The sequence below is a fragment of the Bradyrhizobium agreste genome (assembly GCF_016031625.1).
Lineage (GTDB): Bacteria > Pseudomonadota > Alphaproteobacteria > Rhizobiales > Xanthobacteraceae > Bradyrhizobium > Bradyrhizobium agreste.
This window is the reverse complement of sequence record NZ_JACCHP010000011.1, coordinates 35124-55991: the sequence shown is the minus strand read 5'-3', so window position 1 is coordinate 55991 and position 20868 is coordinate 35124. Positions and strand designations below refer to the sequence as shown.

Annotated in this window: 20 protein-coding genes; 10 read left to right on the top strand and 10 right to left on the bottom strand. The window is 65.7% G+C overall.

From position 1 onward, the window contains the following. Positions 1 to 186: 186 nt before the first annotated feature. From HZZ13_RS17280 to hpaR, 5 genes are all read right to left on the bottom strand, one after another. On the bottom strand, positions 187 to 1491 hold the full coding sequence (locus tag HZZ13_RS17280) for a methyl-accepting chemotaxis protein (RefSeq protein WP_197960755.1): 1305 nt from the start codon (positions 1489 to 1491) through the stop codon (positions 187 to 189). Further along, positions 1469 to 1987, bottom strand: coding sequence for a PAS domain-containing protein (locus HZZ13_RS17275; RefSeq protein WP_197960754.1), 519 nt, complete (start codon positions 1985 to 1987; stop codon positions 1469 to 1471). The genes HZZ13_RS17280 and HZZ13_RS17275 overlap by 23 nt, the downstream gene beginning before the upstream one ends. A gap of 247 nt (positions 1988 to 2234) precedes the next feature. Beyond that, complete coding sequence (locus HZZ13_RS17270; RefSeq protein ID WP_197960753.1) at positions 2235 to 3758, bottom strand: D-arabinonate dehydratase; 1524 nt, start codon at positions 3756 to 3758, stop codon at positions 2235 to 2237. A gap of 96 nt (positions 3759 to 3854) precedes the next feature. Beyond that, positions 3855 to 4631, bottom strand: a complete 777-nt coding sequence (locus tag HZZ13_RS17265) for an HpcH/HpaI aldolase family protein (protein WP_197960752.1) — start codon at positions 4629 to 4631, stop codon at positions 3855 to 3857. Between the two features lie 115 nt (positions 4632 to 4746). Further along, entirely contained in the window at positions 4747 to 5265 is a 519-nt protein-coding gene (gene hpaR, locus HZZ13_RS17260) for a homoprotocatechuate degradation operon regulator HpaR (protein ID WP_197960751.1), read from the bottom strand. Positions 5266 to 5376: 111 nt separating this feature from the next. Between hpaR and hpaH the strand changes: the two genes are divergently transcribed. From hpaH to HZZ13_RS17230, 6 genes are all read left to right on the top strand, one after another. Further along, positions 5377 to 6183: a 2-oxo-hept-4-ene-1,7-dioate hydratase gene (gene hpaH / locus HZZ13_RS17255; RefSeq protein ID WP_197960750.1), complete on the top strand. Its 807-nt coding sequence runs from the start codon at positions 5377 to 5379 to the stop codon at positions 6181 to 6183. 28 nt (positions 6184 to 6211) lie between these two features. Next, the gene (locus HZZ13_RS17250; protein ID WP_197960749.1) at positions 6212 to 6610 is read left to right on the top strand and encodes a 5-carboxymethyl-2-hydroxymuconate Delta-isomerase; all 399 of its coding nucleotides are present in this window, start codon (positions 6212 to 6214) and stop codon (positions 6608 to 6610) included. Then, positions 6603 to 8141: a 5-carboxymethyl-2-hydroxymuconate semialdehyde dehydrogenase gene (gene hpaE / locus HZZ13_RS17245; RefSeq protein ID WP_197960748.1), complete on the top strand. Its 1539-nt coding sequence runs from the start codon at positions 6603 to 6605 to the stop codon at positions 8139 to 8141. Before HZZ13_RS17250 ends, hpaE begins: the two co-directional genes overlap by 8 nt. A gap of 135 nt (positions 8142 to 8276) precedes the next feature. Next, positions 8277 to 9260, top strand: a complete 984-nt coding sequence (gene hpaD, locus HZZ13_RS17240) for a 3,4-dihydroxyphenylacetate 2,3-dioxygenase (RefSeq protein ID WP_197960747.1) — start codon at positions 8277 to 8279, stop codon at positions 9258 to 9260. Further along, complete coding sequence (locus tag HZZ13_RS17235) at positions 9260 to 10129, top strand: fumarylacetoacetate hydrolase family protein (RefSeq protein ID WP_197960746.1); 870 nt, start codon at positions 9260 to 9262, stop codon at positions 10127 to 10129. The genes hpaD and HZZ13_RS17235 overlap by 1 nt, the downstream gene beginning before the upstream one ends. Positions 10130 to 10153: 24 nt before the next feature. Continuing rightward, positions 10154 to 11782 carry a thiamine pyrophosphate-dependent enzyme gene (locus HZZ13_RS17230; protein ID WP_197960745.1) on the top strand — a complete coding sequence of 543 codons (1629 nt, stop codon included), beginning with the start codon at positions 10154 to 10156 and terminating at the stop codon, positions 11780 to 11782. Here HZZ13_RS17230 and HZZ13_RS17225 read toward each other — a convergent pair. The 5 genes from HZZ13_RS17225 to HZZ13_RS17205 all read right to left on the bottom strand — a co-directional run bounded on the left by HZZ13_RS17225 (position 11760) and on the right by HZZ13_RS17205 (position 16779). Further along, on the bottom strand, positions 11760 to 12998 hold the full coding sequence (locus tag HZZ13_RS17225; RefSeq protein WP_197960744.1) for an MFS transporter: 1239 nt from the start codon (positions 12996 to 12998) through the stop codon (positions 11760 to 11762). The genes HZZ13_RS17230 and HZZ13_RS17225 overlap by 23 nt on opposite strands. Positions 12999 to 13051: 53 nt before the next feature. Next, positions 13052 to 13705 (bottom strand): DNA oxidative demethylase AlkB, encoded by a 654-nt coding sequence (alkB, locus tag HZZ13_RS17220; RefSeq protein ID WP_197960743.1) that lies wholly within the window; start codon positions 13703 to 13705, stop codon positions 13052 to 13054. Between the two features lie 9 nt (positions 13706 to 13714). Next, positions 13715 to 14461 carry a 2OG-Fe(II) oxygenase gene (locus HZZ13_RS17215; RefSeq protein WP_197960742.1) on the bottom strand — a complete coding sequence of 249 codons (747 nt, stop codon included), beginning with the start codon at positions 14459 to 14461 and terminating at the stop codon, positions 13715 to 13717. A 289-nt stretch (positions 14462 to 14750) separates the two neighbouring features. Further along, complete coding sequence (locus tag HZZ13_RS17210; RefSeq protein ID WP_197960741.1) at positions 14751 to 15437, bottom strand: DUF2848 domain-containing protein; 687 nt, start codon at positions 15435 to 15437, stop codon at positions 14751 to 14753. Next, positions 15430 to 16779 carry an amidase gene (locus tag HZZ13_RS17205; RefSeq protein WP_197960740.1) on the bottom strand — a complete coding sequence of 450 codons (1350 nt, stop codon included), beginning with the start codon at positions 16777 to 16779 and terminating at the stop codon, positions 15430 to 15432. The genes HZZ13_RS17210 and HZZ13_RS17205 overlap by 8 nt, the downstream gene beginning before the upstream one ends. 177 nt (positions 16780 to 16956) lie before the next feature. Between HZZ13_RS17205 and HZZ13_RS17200 the strand changes: the two genes are divergently transcribed. The 4 genes from HZZ13_RS17200 (at position 16957) to HZZ13_RS17185 (ending at position 20850) form a co-directional block, all read left to right on the top strand. Continuing rightward, positions 16957 to 17370, top strand: a complete 414-nt coding sequence (locus HZZ13_RS17200) for a Zn-ribbon domain-containing OB-fold protein (protein ID WP_027558650.1) — start codon at positions 16957 to 16959, stop codon at positions 17368 to 17370. 4 nt (positions 17371 to 17374) lie between these two features. Further along, the gene (locus HZZ13_RS17195; protein WP_197960739.1) at positions 17375 to 18514 is read left to right on the top strand and encodes a thiolase C-terminal domain-containing protein; all 1140 of its coding nucleotides are present in this window, start codon (positions 17375 to 17377) and stop codon (positions 18512 to 18514) included. A gap of 144 nt (positions 18515 to 18658) precedes the next feature. Next, on the top strand, positions 18659 to 19573 hold the full coding sequence (locus HZZ13_RS17190) for an SDR family NAD(P)-dependent oxidoreductase (RefSeq protein WP_027571291.1): 915 nt from the start codon (positions 18659 to 18661) through the stop codon (positions 19571 to 19573). A gap of 110 nt (positions 19574 to 19683) precedes the next feature. Next, positions 19684 to 20850 carry an SMP-30/gluconolactonase/LRE family protein gene (locus HZZ13_RS17185; RefSeq protein ID WP_197960738.1) on the top strand — a complete coding sequence of 389 codons (1167 nt, stop codon included), beginning with the start codon at positions 19684 to 19686 and terminating at the stop codon, positions 20848 to 20850. Positions 20851 to 20868: the final 18 nt, after the last annotated feature.

Below are 20868 nucleotides of genomic sequence, written 5' to 3'. Positions count from 1 at the left end.
CCAGCAGCTTTTTTGAGCAGAACACCTGAGGTCAACGCGATCAAGCACTAACAACGGGCACGGGGTGCCTAGGGCACGGGCGAATGGCGAATAGCGAGTGGCGAATGGCGGAGATGAAGCCATTCGCCACTCGCTATTCCCCATTCGCTCGCTGAAAACGTCCCGACAGGGAGAGGCCGGGCAGCCTTACGCCGCCGACGTCAGCCGTTGCAAGAACTGCGTCACCTCGCGGCGGAGCGTCTCGACTTCGCCGTGGACGCGTTCGGAGGCGTGGTTGACGCGGGCAGCGACGCGGCCAGTGTCGGCGGCGGCTTCACTGATGCCTGTCACGTTGGAGGAGACCTGCGAGGTGCCGGCGGAGGCTTCGTGAACGTTGCGGGCGATCTCGCGCGTCGCCGCGCCCTGCTGCTCGATCGAGGCCGCAATCGAGGCGGTGATGCCGTTGATCTCGGCGATGGTCTGCGCGATCGCCTCGACGGCCGCGACCGAATTGGTGGTCGATTGCTGCATCTCGCCGACCTTGGTGCTGATCTCCTCGGTCGCCTTGGCGGTCTGGTTGGCGAGGCTCTTGACCTCGGAGGCGACGACCGCGAAGCCGCGGCCGGCCTCGCCCGCGCGGGCCGCCTCGATGGTGGCATTGAGCGCGAGCAGGTTGGTCTGCGAGGCGATCTCGCTGATCAGCTTGACGACGTCGCCGATCTGCATCGCGGCGTCCGCAAGGCTCCGGATCTCGCTGCCGGCGCGATTGGCTTCGTTCACCGCCCGCCCCGTGCTCGCGGTCGAGCCGGCCACCTGGCGGTTGATCTCGGCGATCGACGATGCGAGCTGCTCGGCGGCGCTGGCGACCGTGGCGACGTTGCGCGAGGCCTGGTCGGAGGCGCTGAGCACGCCGGAGGTCTGCAGGCTGGTCTTCTCCGCCGCCGCCGCCATCTGGCCGGCATCGGATTCGAGATCGGTCGCCGCGCCCATCAGCGTGCCCGCAACCTGGTCGAGATGCGTGCCGAACTGCCTGGCGAGGTCCGCGATCTCGACGACTCGGCGGCCGAGGCTGTCGGTGCCGGCATTGATGACGGTCGCCGAGCGGCGGAACGAGCCGGGCAATCCGCGCGCGAGGATCTTGCGGAAATACTTGCCGCGGCTGGCATAGTCCATCGAGGCCGAAGCTTCGCGCACGAAGGCGTCGGCGATATCGAGCATGTCGTTGACGGATTTCTGGATCGCGCCGATGCGCCCGGCCTGCCGCTCACTGAGGATGCGCGCCTCGAGATCGCCGCCCGCCGCCTTGCGGCACACATCAGCCACCTCGTCGACGGCAACCGCCGTGCGGTGCTGGCACCAGAGGGCATAGAAGAGCAGCGCGATCGCCGCGCCAAGAGAAGCGGCACTCGCGATTCCGGTCATGCCGAGCAGCGAGAGAACGAACGCAACGACGGCAAGGCCACACGCGAGCGCGGTCGCTCCCTGCGCCTTAGAGAGAGAGCACAAATTCATCGTAACCGACACCCTGTTGCTTGAGCAGCCCGACCATCGCGTCGAAGCTCGCCTGCATGCCCTCCTTGGCATTGGCATGCCGCGCCTCTTCGGCGCACAGCGACTTGTAGATCGGCTTGATGCGCTCGATCTGCGCGGGATCCGGCCTGCGACGGTTGGAGTGGTAGCCGACGATGTTGCCGCGCTCGTCGAATGTCGGCGTGACGTGGGCGAACACCCAATAGTGACTACCGTCCTTCGCCAGATTGACGACGTAGGCAAAGATCTCCTGCTTGGACTGCAGCGTGTCCCACAGCAGCTTGAAGACGGCGCGCGGCATGTCGGGATGGCGGATCAGGCTGTGAGGCGCGCCCATCAGCTCCTTCCACGAATACTTCGCCATGCGGATGAAGACGTCGTTGGCGTAGGTGATGCGGCCTTTGAGATCGGTCTTCGATACGATCAGCTCCTCCTCACCGAGCAGATTTTCCACCCCAGTGGGACGTATCGCTTGCATCGGCTCGATCCTTAAAGTCACGGCCGGCCCCACGACGCTGTGGAGCCGCATCACTCCCGTGTCTACGGCAACAATGTTAACCAGGTGTAAGCCGGGAACTTTTTGCGGGAGGCGCCCACCTCCGTATCATTACTTAGCGAACGATTGTGCAATCGGCGCCACTACACGCGCGACCGCTATCGGCTGCGCGCATCATATTTCTATCTCCCTTCGATTGCGCCGATGCGACGCCGCGCGCACGGCGCGACTACATCGTCGCGCCCAGCACCCAGGGCGCGAACTCGGCGCCGCCGAAATCGAATTTCTCGCTCTTGGTCGGCTGGCCCGAGGCGGTCTTGAGGATAAGGTCGAAGATGCGCTGGCCGCATTGTTCGACGCTCTCCTCGCCTTCGAGGATGGTGCCGCAATTGACGTCCATGTCCTCTTCCATGCGCTTGTACATGGGCGTGTTGGTGGCGAGCTTGATCGACGGCGCCGGCTTGCAGCCGAACACGCTGCCGCGGCCCGTGGTGAAGCAGACCAGATTGGCACCGCCGGCGACCTGTCCGGTTGCAGCCACCGGGTCGTAGCCGGGCGTGTCCATGAACACGAACCCCTTCTTGGTGACGGGCTCGGCGTAGCGCAGCACCTCGACGAGATTGGTGGTGCCAGCCTTGGCCATGGCGCCGAGCGACTTCTCCAGAATGGTGGTGAGGCCGCCGGCCTTGTTGCCGGGGCTCGGATTTGCGTTCATCTCGGCGCCCTCGCGCGCGGTGTATTCGTCCCACCAGCGCATGAGATCGACCAGCTTCTCGCCGACCTCGCGGCTGACGGCGCGGCGTGTGAGCAGATGCTCGGCACCGTAGGTCTCCGGCGTCTCCGACAGGATGACGGTGCCGCCGTGGCGCACGATGAGATCGCTGGCCGCGCCCAGCGCGGGATTGGCCGAGACGCCGGAATAGCCGTCCGAGCCGCCGCATTGCAGCGCCACGGTGAGCTCGCTCGCCGGCACCGTCTCGCGCTTGACCTTGTCCGCGTCAGTCAGGGCCTCGCGCACGAAGGCGATGCCGGCTTCGACCGTCTTGCGGGTGCCGCCGACCTCCTGGATGTCCATCGCGCGCAGGCGGCCGGCGAGCTTCTGCTCTTCCATCAGGCCGCCAATCTGGTTCACCTCGCAGCCGAGGCCAAGCACGATGACGTGGGAGAAATTGACGTGCCGCGCATAGCCGCCGAGCGTGCGACGGAGCAACGCTAAGGGCTCGTTCTGCGTCATGCCGCAGCCGGTCTTGTGGGTCAGTGCGACCACGCCGTCGACATTGGGGAAGTCGGCGAGCGGATTGTCGCCGGTGAACGGATTCTTCTTGAAGACGTCGGCGACGAGGCTCGCGACATGGGCGCTGCAATTCACCGAGGTGAGAATGCCGATATAATTGCGCGTGGCGACGCGGCCGTCCGGGCGGCGGATGCCTTCGAACGTCGCCGGCAGGTCGAAGTTCGGCGTCGGCTTGACGTCGACGCAATAGGCATAGTCCTTGGCGAAATCACCCATGCCGCAGTTCTGCACGTGCACGTGCTGGCCCGGCGCGATCGCTTGCGTGGCAAAGCCGATGATCTGGCCGTAGCGCCTGATCGGCTCGCCTTCGGCGATCGGCTTGATCGCGACCTTGTGGCCGGAGGGAATGCGATCGACCGTGGTCACGCCATCGGCGACCACCGTCCCTGGCGGCAGGCTCGCGCGCGCGATCACCACGCCATCATCGGGATGCAGGCGGATGACGGGACTGATGGTCATGGCGGGTCTCCTTTGGAGGCGAATAGCGAATAGCGAGTGGCGAATGGAAAGGGGAGCAGTGCCATTCGCCACTCCCCATTCGCCATTCGCGGGTTTTTACGCCTTGCCGGCGGAATCCTTGCGGGTCGCGTTCACCTGCATCTTGGCGTAGGTGGTCATCAGGCCGACTTCGTTGGACAGCGTCACCAGCTTGAAGCCCATGTTGATGGCGCGCGCTGCGCCTTCGGCGCCGCTGCAATGAATGCCCGGGTTGAGGCCGCGCTTGCCGCATTCCTTGATGATCTTGTCGTAGATCGCGAGGATCTCGGGCTCGCTGCGGTCGAGCTTGGGCTCGAGGCCGTAGGAGAAGCCGAGATCGGACGGGCCGATATAGACGCCGTCGATGCCTTCGACGTCGAGGATCGCTTCCATGTTCTCCACCGCGGTCCGCGTCTCCATCATCGGCAGCAGCACGATCTCGTCGTTGGCCGTCTTCTGATAGGAGCCCGCGGTGCCGTACATGCCGGCGCGGATCGGACCGTTGGAGCGCACGCCCTTGGGCGGATATTTCGAATAGGAAACCAGGTTCCGGGCTTCCTGCGGCGTGTTGACCATCGGGCAGATCACGCCATAGGCGCCGCCGTCGAGCACCTTGCCGATGATGCCGGGCTCGTTCCAGGGCACGCGGACCATCGGGGTGATCGGATGCTTGTCCATGGCCTGGAAGCACTGCACCATCGACAGATAGTCCTGCACGCCATGCTGCATGTCGACCGTGACGCTGTCGAAGCCGCATTGCGCGATCATCTCGGCCGAGAAGCCGGAGGGAATGGCAAGCCACGCGTTGACGACCGCCTTGCCCGACTTCCAGATCTCTTTGACTTTATTCGCCACGTTGCCTTTCCTTCCCTGTTGCTCTCACTCGCCGCCGATCGGGTTGGGCCGCACTTTGAGCGAAAAAAAGCATGAATGTCCATGGCTCTTGCCGCGCACGCGCGCATATCTGGTTTCACTCCTCGGCTATTGTCTCGTCCGCGCCTCCGAGCCCCGCAAGGCTCCGTTCGAGCTCGCCGAGCATCTCCTGCAATTCTGCGAGCTTGCGGGCGCCGAAGCGCCGCGTGATCTCGGCATAGATCGCCTCCGACGTCGGCGCGACCGAGGCCATCAGCTTCAGCCCCTCCTTCGAGATCGAGACCATGCTGCGGCGCTGGTCCGCTTTCGCCGTCTTGCGTTCGATCAGGTTGCGCGCCTCGAGGTCGCGCAGGATGCGCGACAGGCTCGGCCCGAGCAGGAACGCGGTGCGCGCGAGTTCCGTGACCTCGACCGCCTCGATCGCCGCCAGCGCCCGCAGGATGCGCCATTGCTGCTCGGTCAGGCCGTGCTCGCGCAGCGAGGGACGAAACTGCCGCATCACCGCTTCCCGGGCCCGCAGCAGCGACATCGGCAGCGACCGCGAGAAATCGCGCATGGGCACTTGCCGCGCGGCAGGCGGGTGACCGTTGGCGGGCTCGGTGGGTTTCTTCGTCATGACGCCCTTTCAAGCCGCAAAACGTTTGCAGTGCAGCAAGCCGAATTTCTGTTTGACGCATTCACTTAACATGTTAAGTATCTCGCGGCACCACGATTTGTAAGATCACGGATGGCGCTTTCCAACGACGATATCCAAGCTTGCGCGAGACGTCTGCACCAGGCGGAGAAGACCCGCGCGCAGATCCGTCAACTCTCGCAAGAGTTCCCGGACATCAGCATCGCGGATGCCTACGCGATTCAGAAGGCCTGGGTCGACGTCAAGATCGCCGAGGGGCGCGTGGTGAAAGGCCACAAGATCGGCCTGACCTCGAAGGCGATGCAGAGCGCGCTTGGCATCGACGAGCCTGATTCCGGCGTGCTGCTCGATGACATGTTCTTTGCCGACGGCGGCCTCGTTCCGACCGCGCGCTTCATCGCGACGCGCGTCGAGGCCGAGCTCGCCTTCGTCATGAGCAAGCGCCTTTCAGGGCCCACTTGCACGATCTTCGACGTGCTCAACGCCACCGACTTCGTGGTGCCGGCGCTGGAGATTTTGGATACGCGGATCGAGCGCGTCGATTCCAGGACCAAGGCGACGCGAAAGATCTTCGACACCATCGCCGACAATGCGGCGAATGCCGGCATCGTGCTCGGGGGACGGCCGATCCGCCCGCTGGATGCCGACCTGCGCTGGATCGGAGCGCTCTGCTTCAAGAACGGCCAGCTGGAAGAGACGGGCCTTGCCGCCGGCGTGCTCAATCATCCGGCGACCGCCGTCGCCTGGCTCGCCAACAAGATCGCCCCGCTGGGACACGCGCTCGAGCCGGGCCAGGTCGTGCTCGCCGGCTCGTTCATTCGCCCGATCGAGACCCGCAAGGGCGACACAATCCAGGCCGATTATGGCGCCTACGGCTCGGTGAGCTGCTACTTCGCCTAGGCGAAAGAAGACAGGGAGTGAAACCGCGATGCCGCATTTCACCATCGAATATTCGGCCAATCTCGAGCGCCGTCTCGACATCGCCGCGGTGTGCGAGGTCGTGCGCAAGGCAGCCGTCGAGACCGGCATCTTCCCGGTCGGCGGCATTCGCGTTCGCGCTGTCAGGTGCGAGCACTATGCGATTGCGGATGCGCGGCAGGACTACGGATTCCTGGACATGGTGCTGCGCATCGGCGAGGGCCGCGACCTTCCTACCCGAAAGAAAGCCGGCGAGCACGTGTTCCAGGCGCTTTCGAAACATCTCGATCCAGTCTTTGCCGCCAGCAAGTTCGCCCTGTCGTTCGACATGCAGATCAACGACAAGGACACCAGCTGGAAGCGCAACAATATTCACGACGCCCTGAAAGCGGAGGCCGCTCATGGATAAGCCCACGCCGAAAGCCGATCTGTTCCAGGCCAACCGCGACCGCGTCGCGCCGCTGCTGAAGACTTTGCGCGCGGACGGCATCGGCCACATGATCGACGGCAAGGTCGTCGCATCGATCTCGGGCGAGACCTTCGAGACGAAATCGCCGGTTGACGGTGCCGTGCTCGCCAGCGTCGCGCGGGGCAATGCCGAGGATATCGACGCGGCGGCAACGGCCGCGGCGCTCGCGTTCAAGTCGTGGCGCGATATGGGCCCGGCGATGCGGAAGAAGCTGCTGCATCGGGTGGCCGACGCGATCGAGGACAATGCCGACGACATCGCGGTGCTCGAATGCATCGACACCGGCCAGGCCTATCGCTTCATGGCCAAGGCCGCGATCCGCGCCGCCGAGAATTTCCGCTTCTTCGCCGACAAATGCGCAGAAGCCCGCGACGGCCTCAACACGCCGAGCGACGAGCACTGGAACGTCTCGACGCGGGTGCCGATCGGTCCCGTCGGCGTGATCACGCCGTGGAACACGCCATTTATGCTCTCGACCTGGAAGATCGCCCCTGCCCTCGCCGCCGGCTGCACGGTCGTGCACAAGCCGGCCGAATGGTCGCCGGTGACGGCTTCCCTTCTCGCCAAGCTCGTCAAGGACGCCGGCGTTCCCGACGGCGTGCTCAACACCGTGCACGGTTTCGGCGAGGAAGCGGGCAAGGCGCTGACCGAGCATCCTGCCATCAAGGCGATCGGCTTCGTCGGCGAGAGCGCGACCGGCTCGGCCATCATGATGCAGGGCGCGCCCACGCTGAAGCGCGTGCATTTCGAGCTCGGCGGCAAGAACCCGGTGATCGTGTTCGACGACGCCGACCTCGACCGCGCGCTCGACGCCGTCGTGTTCATGATCTACTCGCTCAACGGCGAGCGCTGCACCTCATCGAGCCGCCTGCTGATCCAGCAGAGCATCGCCAAAGAATTCGTGGAGAAGCTGACCGCGCGGGTGAAGGCGCTCAAGGTCGGCCATCCCCTCGATCCCTCAACCGAGATCGGGCCGCTGATCCACGAGCGGCATCTGGCAAAGGTCTGCTCCTATTTCGACGTGGCGCTCCAGGACGGCGCTGTGATTGCGGTCGGCGGCAAGCCTTATGACGGGCCGGGCGGCGGGCATTATGTCGAGCCCACCTTGGTCACCGGTGCGCATGGCAAGATGCGCGTGGCGCAGGAAGAAGTGTTCGGGCCGTTCCTGACCGTGCTGCCCTTCAAGGACGAGACTGACGCAATCGAGATCGCCAACGACATCCGCTATGGCCTGACCGGCTATGTCTGGACCAATGACATGGGACGCGCACTGCGCGTTGCCGATGCGCTGGAGGCCGGCATGATCTGGCTGAACTCGGAGAACGTCCGCCATCTGCCGACGCCGTTCGGCGGCATGAAAGCGAGCGGCATCGGCCGCGACGGCGGCGACTATTCATTCGACTTCTATATGGAAACCAAGCACGTCTCGCTGGCGCGGGGCACGCACAAGATTCAGAGACTGGGAATTTAACGGCAGTGTCATTCCGGGGCGGCTCGAAGAGCCGAACCCGGAATCCATCGTGCAGCAGAGTTCGTGGAAGAATGGATTCCGGGTTCGTGCTTCGCACGCCCCGGAATGACGAAAGCCGAGAGAGGGGAAACGCCAATGCCCATACCGCAACACGTCTTCGAGCCGCCGTTCAACATCATCCGCTCCAGTCACGTCGTGCTCGACGTCACCGATTTGAAGCTGAGCCGGGAGTTCTACGAGACCATTGTCGGCCTGCATGTCGAGGACGCCGACGACAAGGACGTGTACCTGCGCGCGGCCGAGGAGCACCAGCATCACTCGCTGGTGCTGCGCAAGGCGGCAGCGCCGGCCTGCGCCCGGCTCGGCTTCAAGGTCGGCAATGACAAAGATCTCGACAAGGCCGCCGCGTTCCTCTCCGAGAACGGCCTCGCCTGCGCCTTCGTCGACCAGGCCTTCCAGGGCCGTACCCTTCAGTTCACCGACCCCTTCGGCTTCCAGATCGAGCTCTACGCGGCGATGGAGCGGCGGCCGCACCTCTTGCGCCGCTACGACCTCTATCGGGGCTGCCATCCGCAGCGGCTGGATCACTTCAACGTCTTCGCCGCCGAAGTGCAGGACACGATGGAATTCTACGCCCGGCTCGGCTTTCGCCTCACCGAATATGCCGAGGAGGACGGGCCGAACGGGCGCATTGCCGCGGCCTGGATGCACCGCAAGGGCAACGTCCACGATTTTGCGATCACCAACGGCAAGGGCCCGCGCCTGCATCACTTCGCCTACTGGACGCCGACGGCGATGAACATCATCCATCTCTGCGACGTCATGGCTTCGCAGGGTTTTGTGAAGAACATCGAACGCGGCCCGGGACGCCACGGCATCTCGAACGCGTTCTTCCTCTATGTGCGCGATCCCGACGGACATCGCCTCGAGCTCTACACCAGCGATTACTTCACGGGAGATCACGACCACGAGCCGCTGCGCTGGTCGCTGCGCGATCCGCGCCGTCAGACGCTGTGGGGGGCCCCTGCCCCGCGTTCCTGGTTCGAGCAGGGCTCGCCGTTCACGGGGCAGGCCGTGCGCGAGCCGAAATTCGTGGCCGATGTTCTGGTGGCGGACTGATGAAGCTGCCTCGTCTCGCCACCTATTCCGTCAAGGGTGAAACCAAGTATGGCGCCGTTCTGGAAGGCGGCATCGTCGATCTCTCCGCGCGCTATGCCCAGACCTATCCGACGCTGCGCGAGGTGATCGCGGCCGGAAAGCTCGTGAGCCTTGCAGAGGAAGCCGCGGGCCGCACGCCGGTTCACGCACTCAGCGAGATCACCTGGTTGCCGCCGATCCCCGCGCCGGAGAAGATCATCTGCATCGGCGTCAACTATCCTGATCGTAACGCCGAGTACAAGGACGGGCAGGAGGCGCCGAAATATCCGAGCATGTTCATGCGCTCGCCCCGCTCGTTCGTCGGCCACGACACGCCGCTGGTGCGCCCGCGTGCCTCGGCGCAGCTCGATTATGAAGGCGAGATCGTGCTGGTGATCGGCAAGCAAGGCCGGCACATTCCTGAAAGCAGCGCGCTCGATCACATCGCCGCGCTCACGCTCTGCAACGAGGGCTCGGTGCGCGACTGGCTGCGCCACGCCAAGTTCAACGTGACGCAGGGCAAGAACTTCGATTCGAGCGGCAGCCTCGGCCCGTGGCTGGTGCCCTTCACGCGGGAATCTCAGATCGCGGACATCAGGCTCACCACGCATGTCAACGGCGAGCTCAGGCAGGACGATCGCACCAGCCGGCTGATGTTTCCGTTCCGCTATCTCCTGAACTATATCTCGACCTTCGCAACCCTGGTCCCCGGCGATATCATCGTCACGGGCACGCCGACCGGCGCGGGCGCGCGGTTCGATCCGCCGCGATATCTGAAGCCCGGCGACGTCGTCGAGGTCGAGGCCGAGGGGATCGGGCGCTTGCGCAACGGCGTGATCGACGAAGCCTGACAACAATCGAAGTGGAATGATGCAATGACCACCCTCACCGGCGGCGAAGCGATCGTAAGCGGGCTTGTTGCACACGGCGTCGACACCGTGTTCGGCCTGCCGGGCGCGCAGGTCTACGGCCTGTTCGATGCCCTCCACCAGGCCCAGCTCAAGGTGATCGGCGCGCGGCACGAGCAGGCCTGCGGCTACATGGCATTCGGCTATGCGCGCTCCAGCGGCCGGCCCGGCGTGTTCAGCGTGGTGCCCGGCCCCGGCGTGCTCAATGCGAGCGCGGCGCTGCTTACCGCGTTCGGCTGCAACGAGCCGGTGCTGTGCGTCACCGGCCAGGTGCCGACCTCGTTCCTGGGCAAAGGCCGCGGCCATCTGCATGAGATGCCGGACCAGCTCGCGACCTTGCGCACCTATGTGAAATGGGCCGAGCGCATCGAATATCCCGGCAACGCGCCGACAATCGTGGCGCGCGCGTTCCAGGAGATGATGTCAGGCCGGCGCGGCCCTGCCTCGGTCGAGATGCCCTGGGACGTCTTCACCCAGCGCGCGGCAACAGTGCCTGCGCAGGTGCTGGAGCCGCTGCCCGCGCCGCAACCCGATCCTGACATGATCAAGCAGGCGGCGGCGCTGATCAAAGGCAGCAAGGCGCCGATGATCTTCGTCGGCAGCGGCGCGATCGAAGCGGGTGAGGAGATCCTCGAGCTCGCCGAGATGATCGACGCGCCCGTGGTCGCCTTCCGCAGCGGCCGCGGCATCGTCTCCAACGCGCATGAGCTCGGGCTCACCATGGCGGCGGCCTACAAGCTCTGGCCGACAACCGATTTGATGATCGCCATCGGCACCCGCGCCGAACTGCCGGCATCCGGCTTCCGCTGGCCCCATCAACCGAGCGGCCTGAAATCGATTCGCATCGACATCGATCCGGCCGAGATGCGCCGGCTCGCCGCCGATGTCGCGATCGTCGCCGATGCCAGGGACGGCACGGCCGAGCTCGTCGCGGCCGTGAAGCGGGCCGGCTATGCCAAGGGCCGCGGCCGGCGCGAACAAATCCGCGAGGCCACGGCGAGCGCACAGGCCGAGATCCAGCGCATCCAGCCGCAGATGGCCTATCTCAAGATCCTGCGCGAGGTGCTGCCGACGAATGCGATCGTCACCGATGAACTGTCGCAGGTTGGCTTCGCCTCCTGGTACGGCTTTCCGGTGTACCAGCCGCGCACCTTCATCACTTCGGGCTATCAGGGCACGCTCGGCTCGGGCTTCCCGACCGCGCTCGGCGCCAAGGTCGCCAACCCCGACAAGCCGGTGGTGGCCATCACCGGCGACGGCGGCTTCATGTTCGGCGTGCAGGAGCTTGCCACGGCCGTGCAGTTCAACATTGGCGTGGTGACGCTGGTGTTCAACAACAATGCCTATGGCAATGTCCGCCGCGACCAGCGCGAACGGTTCGACGGCCGCGTGGTGGCCTCCGATCTCGTTAATCCGGATTTCGTCAAGCTCGCGGAGTCCTTTGGCGTCGCCGCGGCGCGCGTCACCGCGCCGGAGCAGTTCAAGGCGGCGCTGGAGAAGGCGCTTGGCCACGGCGGGCCGGTGCTGATTTCCGTCGAAGTGCCCCGGGATTCCGAAGTCAGCCCGTGGGCCTTCATTCACCCGCCGAAGCCTTGAGGCTGGACCTTCCCTGCAGCCGCGCGGCTGCAATCGCCAGCAGACCGGCGCCTGCGACCGACCAGCAGGCGACCGGCGCCCAATGCAGCAGCGGCGCGTATTCCGGCATCTTCTGCAGGCCGCCGGCAACCGCCGCCATCCGCGCGAAGGTGCCGAGGGCGAGCGCGGAGAAGATGAGGCCCGTGACCTTGCCTTCGGCGCCGGTCGAGCCGATCGCGAGCGCAGCCGAGACCGCGCTCATCAGCATGCAGCCCCACGCGGCTCCGGCGAGAAATTGCGCGGCGATCAGCGTGTCGAGATTGCCGGCGAATTCGGCCGCCGCAATCGCCACCGCACCGAACAGGCCCGCGGCACCCATCACGACGAGGCCGCCACGATGCTTGACGACGAGGCTTGCCGGAAACATCGCGATGTTGAAGCCGATCCAGAATACCGGCATCAGCCATTGCAGGTCGGTAGGAGCAGCAAAGCGCAAATAGAACGGGGCGCTGTTCATGGCAAAGTGCAGCTGGTAGCCGAGGGCGAGCGCGACCATCGCGACGATGAAGCCGATCGGCACGAGACCGAGCGGCTTTGCCGCTTCGGCGGGTGTGGGCGGCACGGTGTCGCGCACCACGTCATGCTCGATCCGCGACAGGCCGAGCGCGGTCAGGAGCAGCACCGCGCTGGAGATCACGAACGGCAACCGCGCATCGTGCTCGCGCAGCACCACGCCGAGATAGGGCGAGACCGCGCCGGCGACGCCGTAGCCGAGCATGGTCAGCGCCGCGAGGAACGGCACCTGCGGCTCGGCGCGGTATTTGCCGAGCAAGGTCAGCGGCGGCGCCCGCAGCGCGGAGGACGTGATCGACCAGATCACGATCAGCGCGATGAACCAGCCCTGCGCCGCCGCACCGGCGCCGGCAACGAAGGGAAGCGCGACGAAGGCTCCGCAGGAGATCGCGGTGACGAGCCCGACGAACAGGCCGAGCCTGCCGACATAAGGCGCGAGCTTGTCGGCGGCGATACCCATCGCGGTGTCGGCAATGGTGAAGATCGCCTGATCCAGCATCAGGATGAGGATCACGGCGGACGGCGCGATGCCGACCTCGGCGGCCAGCTTTGGCAGGTAGACGACATAGGTCGTCCAGCCCAGCGTGAACACCAATTGCAGCGCCGCGAGATAAAGACCCGTGCGGTTCGCCATGCCGGTGCCGGCCGAGTTCTGTGTGGTCATGTCGCAGCCTCCCCGCCCCGAGCTTAGACGAGGCAGGGCTGCGAGGAAACGCGTCAGCGCGTCCTGCGGAAGGTCAGATTGATCCGCTTCCGCCCCAGCAGCGGATGCTCGCCATCCGCGAGCGGCGCGACACCGTGATAGGCGAGCCTGCTGGCCCCGCCCCAGACCACCACGTCGCCGTGGACGAGCCGGAAGCGCCGCGGCTTGTCGGCGCGCGCGAGGCCGCCGAACAGGAAAGTCGCGGGCAGGCCGAGCGAGACCGAGACGATCGGCGCGGAATAGTCCAGCTCGTCCTTGTCCTGATGCAGCGACAGCCGCGTGCCCGGCTCGTAGCGGTTGACGAGGCAGGCATCGGGGGCAAAGCGTTCAAAGCCGCCCTGCTCCGCGGCGCGGCGCGCGAGATCGGCGAACAGCGGCGGCATCGCCGGCCATGGCGCGCCGGTGCGCGGATCGATTGCGTCGTAGCGATAGCCGGTGTGATCGGTGATCCAGCCGCGCTCGCCGCAATTGGTCATCGCCACCGACATCAGATGGCCGCCCGGCGTCGTCATCCGCCGGAACGGCGACTGCGCCACGATGGCGCGCACCGCGTCGATCAGCCCGCTCTCGATCGGCTTGACGAAGCCGCGCAGCAGCACGGCCCCGTCGGCGATCTCCTCGCGCGGCGGCTGCGCCTCGGCGAGGCTGTCGAACAGATCACCCGTCAATCGCAATGCTCATTTGGCATCGTGGAAGATCACACCGAGCGTATGGCGCTGGCCGGACCTGATCCGGCTGACGCCGTGGCGAAGATTAACGCGGTAGGTGCCGCGTGTCCCCTGCACCGGGCGGTGATGCACAGCGAAGGCGACCGCATCGCCCTGCGTCAGCGGCACCACCTCGGCGCGGGACTGCATGCGCGGGCGCTGCTCGGTCAGCACGAACTCGCCGCCGGTGAAATCGCGCCCGGCCTCGGAGAGCAGGATCGCGACCTGGAGCGGGAACACATGCTCGCCATAGAGGTCCTGATGCAGGCAATTGTAGTCGCCGGCCTCGTATTGCAGCAGCAGCGGCGTCGGCCGCGCCTGTCCGGCGTCGCGGCAGCGTTTCAGGAACGCCGCGTGTGTTGCGGGATAGCGGATGTCGATCCCCATCGCCTCGTTCCAGCGATTGGCGACGGCTTGAAGATGAGCGTAGAGCGCGGGGCGCAGCTGCGCAATCAGATCGGGCAGCGGATAGGCGAAGTACTTGTACTCGCCGCGGCCAAAGCCGTGGCGGCCCATGACGATGCGGCTGCGGAAGCACGCATCGTCCGGGTAGAGCGCGGCGATCGCGCGGCATTGGTCGGGCGTCAGCAGGTTCTTCAGGACGGCGCAGCCCTGGGCGTCGAGCTCGGCGGTGATCTGCGGCCAGTCGAGGGCATCGACATGGGCGGCGAGGTCGGCTTCAGAGCCTGGTGCGGCAACACGTTTGGCAGTGGCCATAGCGATCATCCTATCCACGTCCGTCATTCCGGGGCGTGACGAAGTCGCGAGCCCGGCATCCATTCATCCACCGACCATGCCGTACGATGGATTCCGGGCTCGCGCCCAAGTGGGCGCGCCCCGGAATGACTGATGTGGGTGTGGCAAAACGCGAGCGCTACAGCCACCCGGTTTCCGATGACTCTCTCCCCGTCATTGCGAGGAGCCCTTGCGACGAAGCAATCCAGGAATCCCCCCGCGGAACCAGTCTGGATTGCTTCGCTTCGCTCGCAATGACGGTGGAGAGAGCTCAGCCCCTCACCGGCAACGTCACCACGTCGTAGCCATGCCTGATCGTCCGCTTCAGCACGGGATCCTCTAGCTCGAAGTCGAACCGATCCGCCGGGCGGATGCCGCCCTTGGCGGCGAACGTGCCGCCGAACATGGCGCAGCCGTCGGGGAACTTGCCGCCGTCAAAGCCGCGCGCGATGAGGTCAGTGACCGGCAGCATCGCGTCCAGCGTGCCCTCCTGGTAGAGCACGCGCTCGCCCTTGATGGTGGCGTAGGAGCGCAGGATCATCCTGTCCCAATGGCCGATGACGTCCTCGAGCTCCCACAGCGTCGAGGCGATCGGCTTGTCGCACATCTGCTTGGAGACCGTGACGCTAAAGGCTTCGACCTTGCGATCGGTGTGATCGGAGCCGCAGCCGACGAAGATGCGGCCCTGCCAGCCGATCAGCACGAACTCGACCTCGCCGGAGGAATCCTCGCCGCAGCATTCGATGCTGTCCTCCTGGGTCAGCCGCCGCGCCGAGGCGCGATAATAGATCGGCGTCGAGGCCGGGCGGGCGATGCCCATCTCCTCCAGCTCTTTGATGTGCTTGTCGCGCGCGACCGTGTCGCGGCCGGTCCAGCCGGCGATGACCAGCTGGTCGATCGCCAGCGTCAGCGGCGTGGTGGTGTCCTCGGCGTCGATGGTGAAAGTGAGATCAAACACGAATGACGGCCTCCATGCCGGCAGCAAGCTCGAAGATACGGCGGTCGGCGCCGCCTGCGCCCGCCAGCATCAGGCCGACGGGAACGTCGCCCTCGCGATGGCAGGGCAGCGAGATGGCGCAACCGTCGATCAGGTTGATCAGGCTGCAATTGCGCAAGGCGCGGATGTTCTCGCGGGCGAACGCCTGATCATCGGCGAGGTCGGCGATCTTCGGCGGTGTGTTGGGGGCGGTCGGCAGCACCAGGGCGTCATAGGGCGCGATGCGCGCATTGACACGCGCGATCAGCGAGCGGCGTTCGTTGAGCAGGTCGATGTAGTCGGCCGCGCTCTGCGCCTCGCCGCGCATGATGCGCACGAAGACGCGGGGATCGTAGATGTCGCCCTTGGCCGTGATGAGATAGCGGTGCCAGGCATAGCTCTCGGACGCCGCAAAGCCGCCCTTGGCGTTCATCGGGCCGATGTCGTGGAATTCCACCGTCTCGATCCGCTCGATGATGGCGCCGTGATCCGCGAGCGCATTCAGTGCGCGTTCGAAGGTCTCGGAGACCGCCGCGTCGAGATCGTCGAGCGCGATCGTGGTCGGCACCGCGAGCCGCATGCCCCTCACGGGCCGCGGCTTCAGCGCGACGATGGGCTCGCCCGCGAGCACGGCATCGAGTATGGCACAGCAGCTGACTGATCGCGCCAGCGGCCCGATGCTGTCGAGCGAGAAGGACAGCGGCACCGCGCCGTCGAGCGGGACGCGGCGCTGCGTCGGCTTGTAGCCGACGATGCCGTTATAGGCCGCCGGAATGCGGCAGGAGCCGCCGGTGTCGGTGCCCAGCGCGCCATGCGCCATGCCGTCGAGCACGGACACCGCGGCGCCCGAGGAGGAGCCGCCGGGCACATGGCCCACGACCCGGTTCCAGGCGCCTTTCGGCGTGCCGTAATGCGGATTGATGCCGATGCCGGAATAGGCGAACTCGGTCATGTTCGTGCGCCCGATCAGCACGAAGCCGGCCTTGCGCAGCCGCGCGACCGCCGCCGCATCGTGCTCCGCCGGATCGGAATCGTCGAGCGCACGGGAGCCGGCGCGCGTGGTCTGCCCCTTGATGTCGAAGAGATCCTTGATCGAAATGGGAATCCCGGCGTAGGGCGACGGCGCCGCCTTGACCTTGCGCAGGGCATCCATAGCGTCGGCGGTCGTCAGCGCGGCATCCTTGTCGACATGGATGAAGGCGCGCTGCCCCTCGCCGGCGGGATCGGCGATCCTGGCGAGGCAGGCCTCGACCAACTTGCGGGAGGTGGTGCGGCCGCTTTCGAGGTCTTCGGCGAGCTGCGCCAGTGTCGGAAAATCGGGCATGTCTGTCTCACGGAATATTTCGCGCGCAATCTATAGCGCTGGCAGAGCGCGACACAAGCATTGTGCGCATGATGGCATGCATGCGCATTGCTGGACCGTTGACGCGCCATGGTCGATTGTCGCATCAAGTTCGAAACCGGCGGGCGCGAGGCCTGTCGCTTGGGAGGAGCCGCCAAGATGGCCGAACCGCAGCGCGCGCGACCGAAACCGACGCCGGAGACCCAGCATTTCTGGGATGGCACCAAGGCCGGCGAATTGCGCCTGCAGCGCTGCGACGCCTGCGCGCATGTCTACTTCCCGCCGCGCCCGTTCTGCCCGTCCTGCGCCTCGCGCAAGGTCAGCATCTTCAAGGCGAGCGGCAAGGGCTTCCTCTACAGCTACGTGATCAACCATCGTCCTGCTGCGCCGGGTTTCACGCCGCCTTACGCCATCGCGGTGGTCGAGCTCGACGAAGGCCCGCGGATGATGAGCAACATTATCGACTGCCCGCAGACCCCCGAGGCACTCGAGCTCGACATGAAGCTCGAGGTCGCGTTCCAGGAGCTCGACGACAAGATCACCCTCCCCGTATTCCGTCCGGCGAAGGGGTAAGGCCATGCGCAAGAACCAGGTTGCCGTCGTCGGCGCGGCCGAGACCACCGAGCTCGGTGTCATCCCCAATGCCTCGCAGCTCCAGCTGCATGCGGATGCGGCGCTCAACGCCATCGCCGACGCCGGGCTGAAGCTGTCCGACATCGACGGCTTTGCCACCGCGGTCGAAACGCCGCAGCAGGTCTGCCACTATCTCGGCATCAAGCCGACCTGGGTGGACGGCACCTCGGTCGGCGGCTGCTCGTTCATGCTCCATGTCCGCCACGCCGCGGCGGCGATCGAGGCGGGCTTGTGCAAGACCGTGCTGATCACCCACGCCGAGAGCGGCAAGTCGATGATCGGCAAATTGCCGCGCTCGACGCCGGCCGACAGCCTCAACGGCCAATTCGAGGCGCCTTTCGGCGTCTACGGCCCGCCCAGCATGTTCCCGATTCCCGTGCTGCGCTTCATGAAGACCTACGGCATCACGCACGAGCAGCTGGCTTCGGTCGCAGTGGTGCAGCGGGAATGGGCGGCGAAGAATCCGCGGGCGATGATGAAGGACCCGATCACGGTGGCCGACGTGCTCAACTCGCGCATGATCGCCTATCCGTTCCGCCTTTTGCAGTGCTGCCTCGTCACCGACGGCGGCGGCGCGCTGATCCTGACCTCGGCCGACCGCGCCAGGGATTTTCCGAACAAGCCGGTCTACATCATGGGCACCGGCGAGAGCGTCGAGACGCCGATGGTCAGCCAGATGGAGACGTTCAACTCCTCGCGTGCGTTCAAGACCGCCGGGCCGCTGGCCTTCAAGGAAGCCGGCATCGCCCACGGGGACGTCGACCATCTCATGATCTACGACGCGTTCGCGCATCTGCCGCTGTTCGGCCTCGGCGATCTCGGCTTCATGCCCTATGAGGCGACCGGCCAATTCATCGCGGACGGCAACACGCGCCCCGGGGGCAAGCTGCCGCTCAACACCAATGGCGGCGGCCTGTCCTACATGCACTCGGGCATGTACGGCATGTACGCGCTGCAGGAGAGCGTGCGCCAGATGCGCGGCATCGCGCCGGCACAGGTGCCGAACGCGAAGATTTCGGTGTGCCACGGCGTCGGCGGCATGTTCGCGGCGAGTGGCACGATCGTGTTCACGAACGAGAGATAGTTGCTGTCATTCCGGGGCGGCGCGAAGCGACGAGCCCGGAATCCATCGTGCAGCAAGCGAGGCGGAGAAATGGATTCCGGGCTCGCGCCAAGAGGCGCGCCCCGGAATGACGGCGGAAATTGGAACGGCTAGCGGAGAACCCACATGAGCAAATCACTGCAGGACAAGGTCATCATCGTCACCGGCGCGGGCCGCGGCATCGGGCGCGAGATTGCGCTCTTGTGCGCGGCCGAGGGCGCCAAGGTCGTCGTCAACGATCCCGGCGGCGCCGCCGACGGCGCCGGTTCGAACGCGGCGCCCGCCGAGGAGGTGGTCGAGGAGATCAAGAAGCGCGGCGGCACGGCGGTCGCCAATTTCGAAAGCGTCGCGGAAGCGATTCCCGCCAGCAAGATCGTGAAGACCGCGACCGATCATTTCGGCCGGCTCGACGGCGTCGTCAACAATGCCGGCATCCTGCGCGACATGATCTTTCACAAGATGAGCGTGGAAGCCTTCGAAGCCGTCATCAAGGTGCATCTGATGGGCTCGTTCTACGTCAGCCACGCCGCCGCGCGCATCTTCCGCGAGCAGGAGTCTGGCTCGTTCGTGCACTTCACCTCGACCTCGGGCCTGATCGGCAACTTCGGCCAGGCCAACTACGCGGCGGCCAAGCTCGGCATCGTCGGTCTGTCGAAGTCGATCGCGCTCGACATGGGCCGCTTCAACGTCCGCTCCAACTGCGTCTCGCCGTTCGCCTGGACGCGCATGATCGGCACTATCCCGACCGAGACCGAAGCCGAGAAGGCGCGCGTCGAGAAGATCAAGCAGATGGGACCTGAGAAGATCGCCCCGCTCTGCGGCTACCTACTCGGCGATTCCGCCAAGGACGTCACCGGCCAGATCTTTGGCGTGCGCATGAACGAGATCTTCCTGTTCAGCCAGAACCGTCCGATCCGCTCGGTGCAGCGGAGCGAGGGCTGGACGCCGCAATCGATCGCCGAACACGGCATGCCGGCGCTGAAGGGCTCGTTCTACAAGCTCGACCGCTCCGCCGACATCTTCACCTGGGATCCGGTGTAACCGATCCCACTTTGCTGCATTGCGATCTCCTGTTGCCGGCCGGAGATCGCCAGCTTTACGCCCGATTGCGGGCGGATGGTTTGCTCCCAACAAAAAATCGGGAGGCAACCATGACAAAACCACTGACCATTCCCGCAAGCAGCAGCGAGCCCTCTCTCGGGCGCCGCACCTTGTTGAAGGGCGCGGCGGCCGCGATTGCGGCGACAGGGGTCACGGTGAACGGAGCCCTGGCGGCCTCCGTCGCCCCCCTCGGCCAGACCGGCGCACCGACGCGGTCGACGGCGCCACTACCGCTCGGACCGTTGCCGGGCAGCCGCTACCCCGACTCTCATCTGGAATCGGCCAAGAAGGGACCGCCGTCCTTCGGCCCTTCCGGCTTTCCGGCCTTCGCCGGCACCATGGCCGTCGAGCGCGTTGCAACCGGATTCCGCTGGGCCGAGGGGCCCGTCTATTTCGCAGCCGGGCGATACGTGTTGTTCAGCGACATTCCGAACAACCGCATCATGCGCTTCTCCGAGGACGACGGTCACCTCAGCGTCTATCGCCAGCCGTCGATGAACTCGAACGGCAACACGATCGACCGCGAGGGACGGCTGATCACGTGCGAGCATAGCGGCCGGCGTGTGACGCGGACCGAGCTCGATGGCTCGATCACCGTTATCGCCGACAAATACAACGGCAAGCGGCTGAACTCCCCGAACGATGCGGTCGTGACCGCCGACGGCGCGATCTGGTTCACCGATCCCGCCTACGGCATCGGCGGCTTCTACGAGGGGATCAAGGCCGAGCCCGAGCAGGACAAGAAGAACGTCTACCGGGTTGATCCCAAGTCCGGAGAGGTCAAGGTCGTGGTCGACGATTTTGTCGAGCCCAACGGGCTCGCCATCTCACCCGACGAGAAGAAGCTCTACGTCTGCGACACCGGGTTCACCGACGGGCCGGACAACCCATCGCATATCCGCGTGTTCGACCTCGACGTCGCGGCAGGCAAGGTCTCGAACAGCAAGGTCTTTGCAGACATGCCGAAGCCCGGCATCACCGACGGCGTCCGCTGTGACACCGAGGGGCGGGTCTGGTGCTCGGTCGGCTGGGGGGATCCGAACGAGGACGGCGTGCGCTGCTATACGGCATCGGGCGAATTGCTCGGCAAGATCCATATTCCCGAGACTGTGGCAAACCTGTGCTTCGGCGGCCAGCAGCGCAACAGGCTCTATATATGCGGATCGACATCGCTCTATGCCGTCTACACCAGTGTGCAGGGCGCGATGAAGCCGTGAGACATGCGAATGGCGAGT

Excerpts from the sequence above, each read along its gene's own strand:
- hpaE (WP_197960748.1), top strand. The coding sequence starts at position 6,603 with ATGGATAAGCCCACGCCGAAAGCCGATCTGTTCCAGGCCAACCGCGAC.
- HZZ13_RS17230 (WP_197960745.1), top strand. The coding sequence starts at position 10,154 with ATGACCACCCTCACCGGCGGCGAAGCGATCGTAAGCGGGCTTGTTGCA.
- HZZ13_RS17225 (WP_197960744.1), bottom strand. The coding sequence starts at position 12,998 with ATGACCACACAGAACTCGGCCGGCACCGGCATGGCGAACCGCACGGGT.
- HZZ13_RS17235 (WP_197960746.1), top strand. The coding sequence starts at position 9,260 with ATGAAGCTGCCTCGTCTCGCCACCTATTCCGTCAAGGGTGAAACCAAG.
- HZZ13_RS17190 (WP_027571291.1), top strand. The coding sequence starts at position 18,659 with ATGAGCAAATCACTGCAGGACAAGGTCATCATCGTCACCGGCGCGGGC.
- HZZ13_RS17270 (WP_197960753.1), bottom strand. The coding sequence starts at position 3,758 with ATGACCATCAGTCCCGTCATCCGCCTGCATCCCGATGATGGCGTGGTG.
- HZZ13_RS17185 (WP_197960738.1), top strand. The coding sequence starts at position 19,684 with ATGACAAAACCACTGACCATTCCCGCAAGCAGCAGCGAGCCCTCTCTC.
- HZZ13_RS17195 (WP_197960739.1), top strand. The coding sequence starts at position 17,375 with ATGCGCAAGAACCAGGTTGCCGTCGTCGGCGCGGCCGAGACCACCGAG.
- HZZ13_RS17200 (WP_027558650.1), top strand. The coding sequence starts at position 16,957 with ATGGCCGAACCGCAGCGCGCGCGACCGAAACCGACGCCGGAGACCCAG.
- HZZ13_RS17250 (WP_197960749.1), top strand. The coding sequence starts at position 6,212 with ATGCCGCATTTCACCATCGAATATTCGGCCAATCTCGAGCGCCGTCTC.
- hpaH (WP_197960750.1), top strand. The coding sequence starts at position 5,377 with ATGGCGCTTTCCAACGACGATATCCAAGCTTGCGCGAGACGTCTGCAC.
- HZZ13_RS17205 (WP_197960740.1), bottom strand. The coding sequence starts at position 16,779 with ATGCCCGATTTTCCGACACTGGCGCAGCTCGCCGAAGACCTCGAAAGC.
- HZZ13_RS17275 (WP_197960754.1), bottom strand. The coding sequence starts at position 1,987 with ATGCAAGCGATACGTCCCACTGGGGTGGAAAATCTGCTCGGTGAGGAG.
- HZZ13_RS17280 (WP_197960755.1), bottom strand. The coding sequence starts at position 1,491 with ATGAATTTGTGCTCTCTCTCTAAGGCGCAGGGAGCGACCGCGCTCGCG.
- hpaD (WP_197960747.1), top strand. The coding sequence starts at position 8,277 with ATGCCCATACCGCAACACGTCTTCGAGCCGCCGTTCAACATCATCCGC.
- hpaR (WP_197960751.1), bottom strand. The coding sequence starts at position 5,265 with ATGACGAAGAAACCCACCGAGCCCGCCAACGGTCACCCGCCTGCCGCG.
- HZZ13_RS17215 (WP_197960742.1), bottom strand. The coding sequence starts at position 14,461 with ATGGCCACTGCCAAACGTGTTGCCGCACCAGGCTCTGAAGCCGACCTC.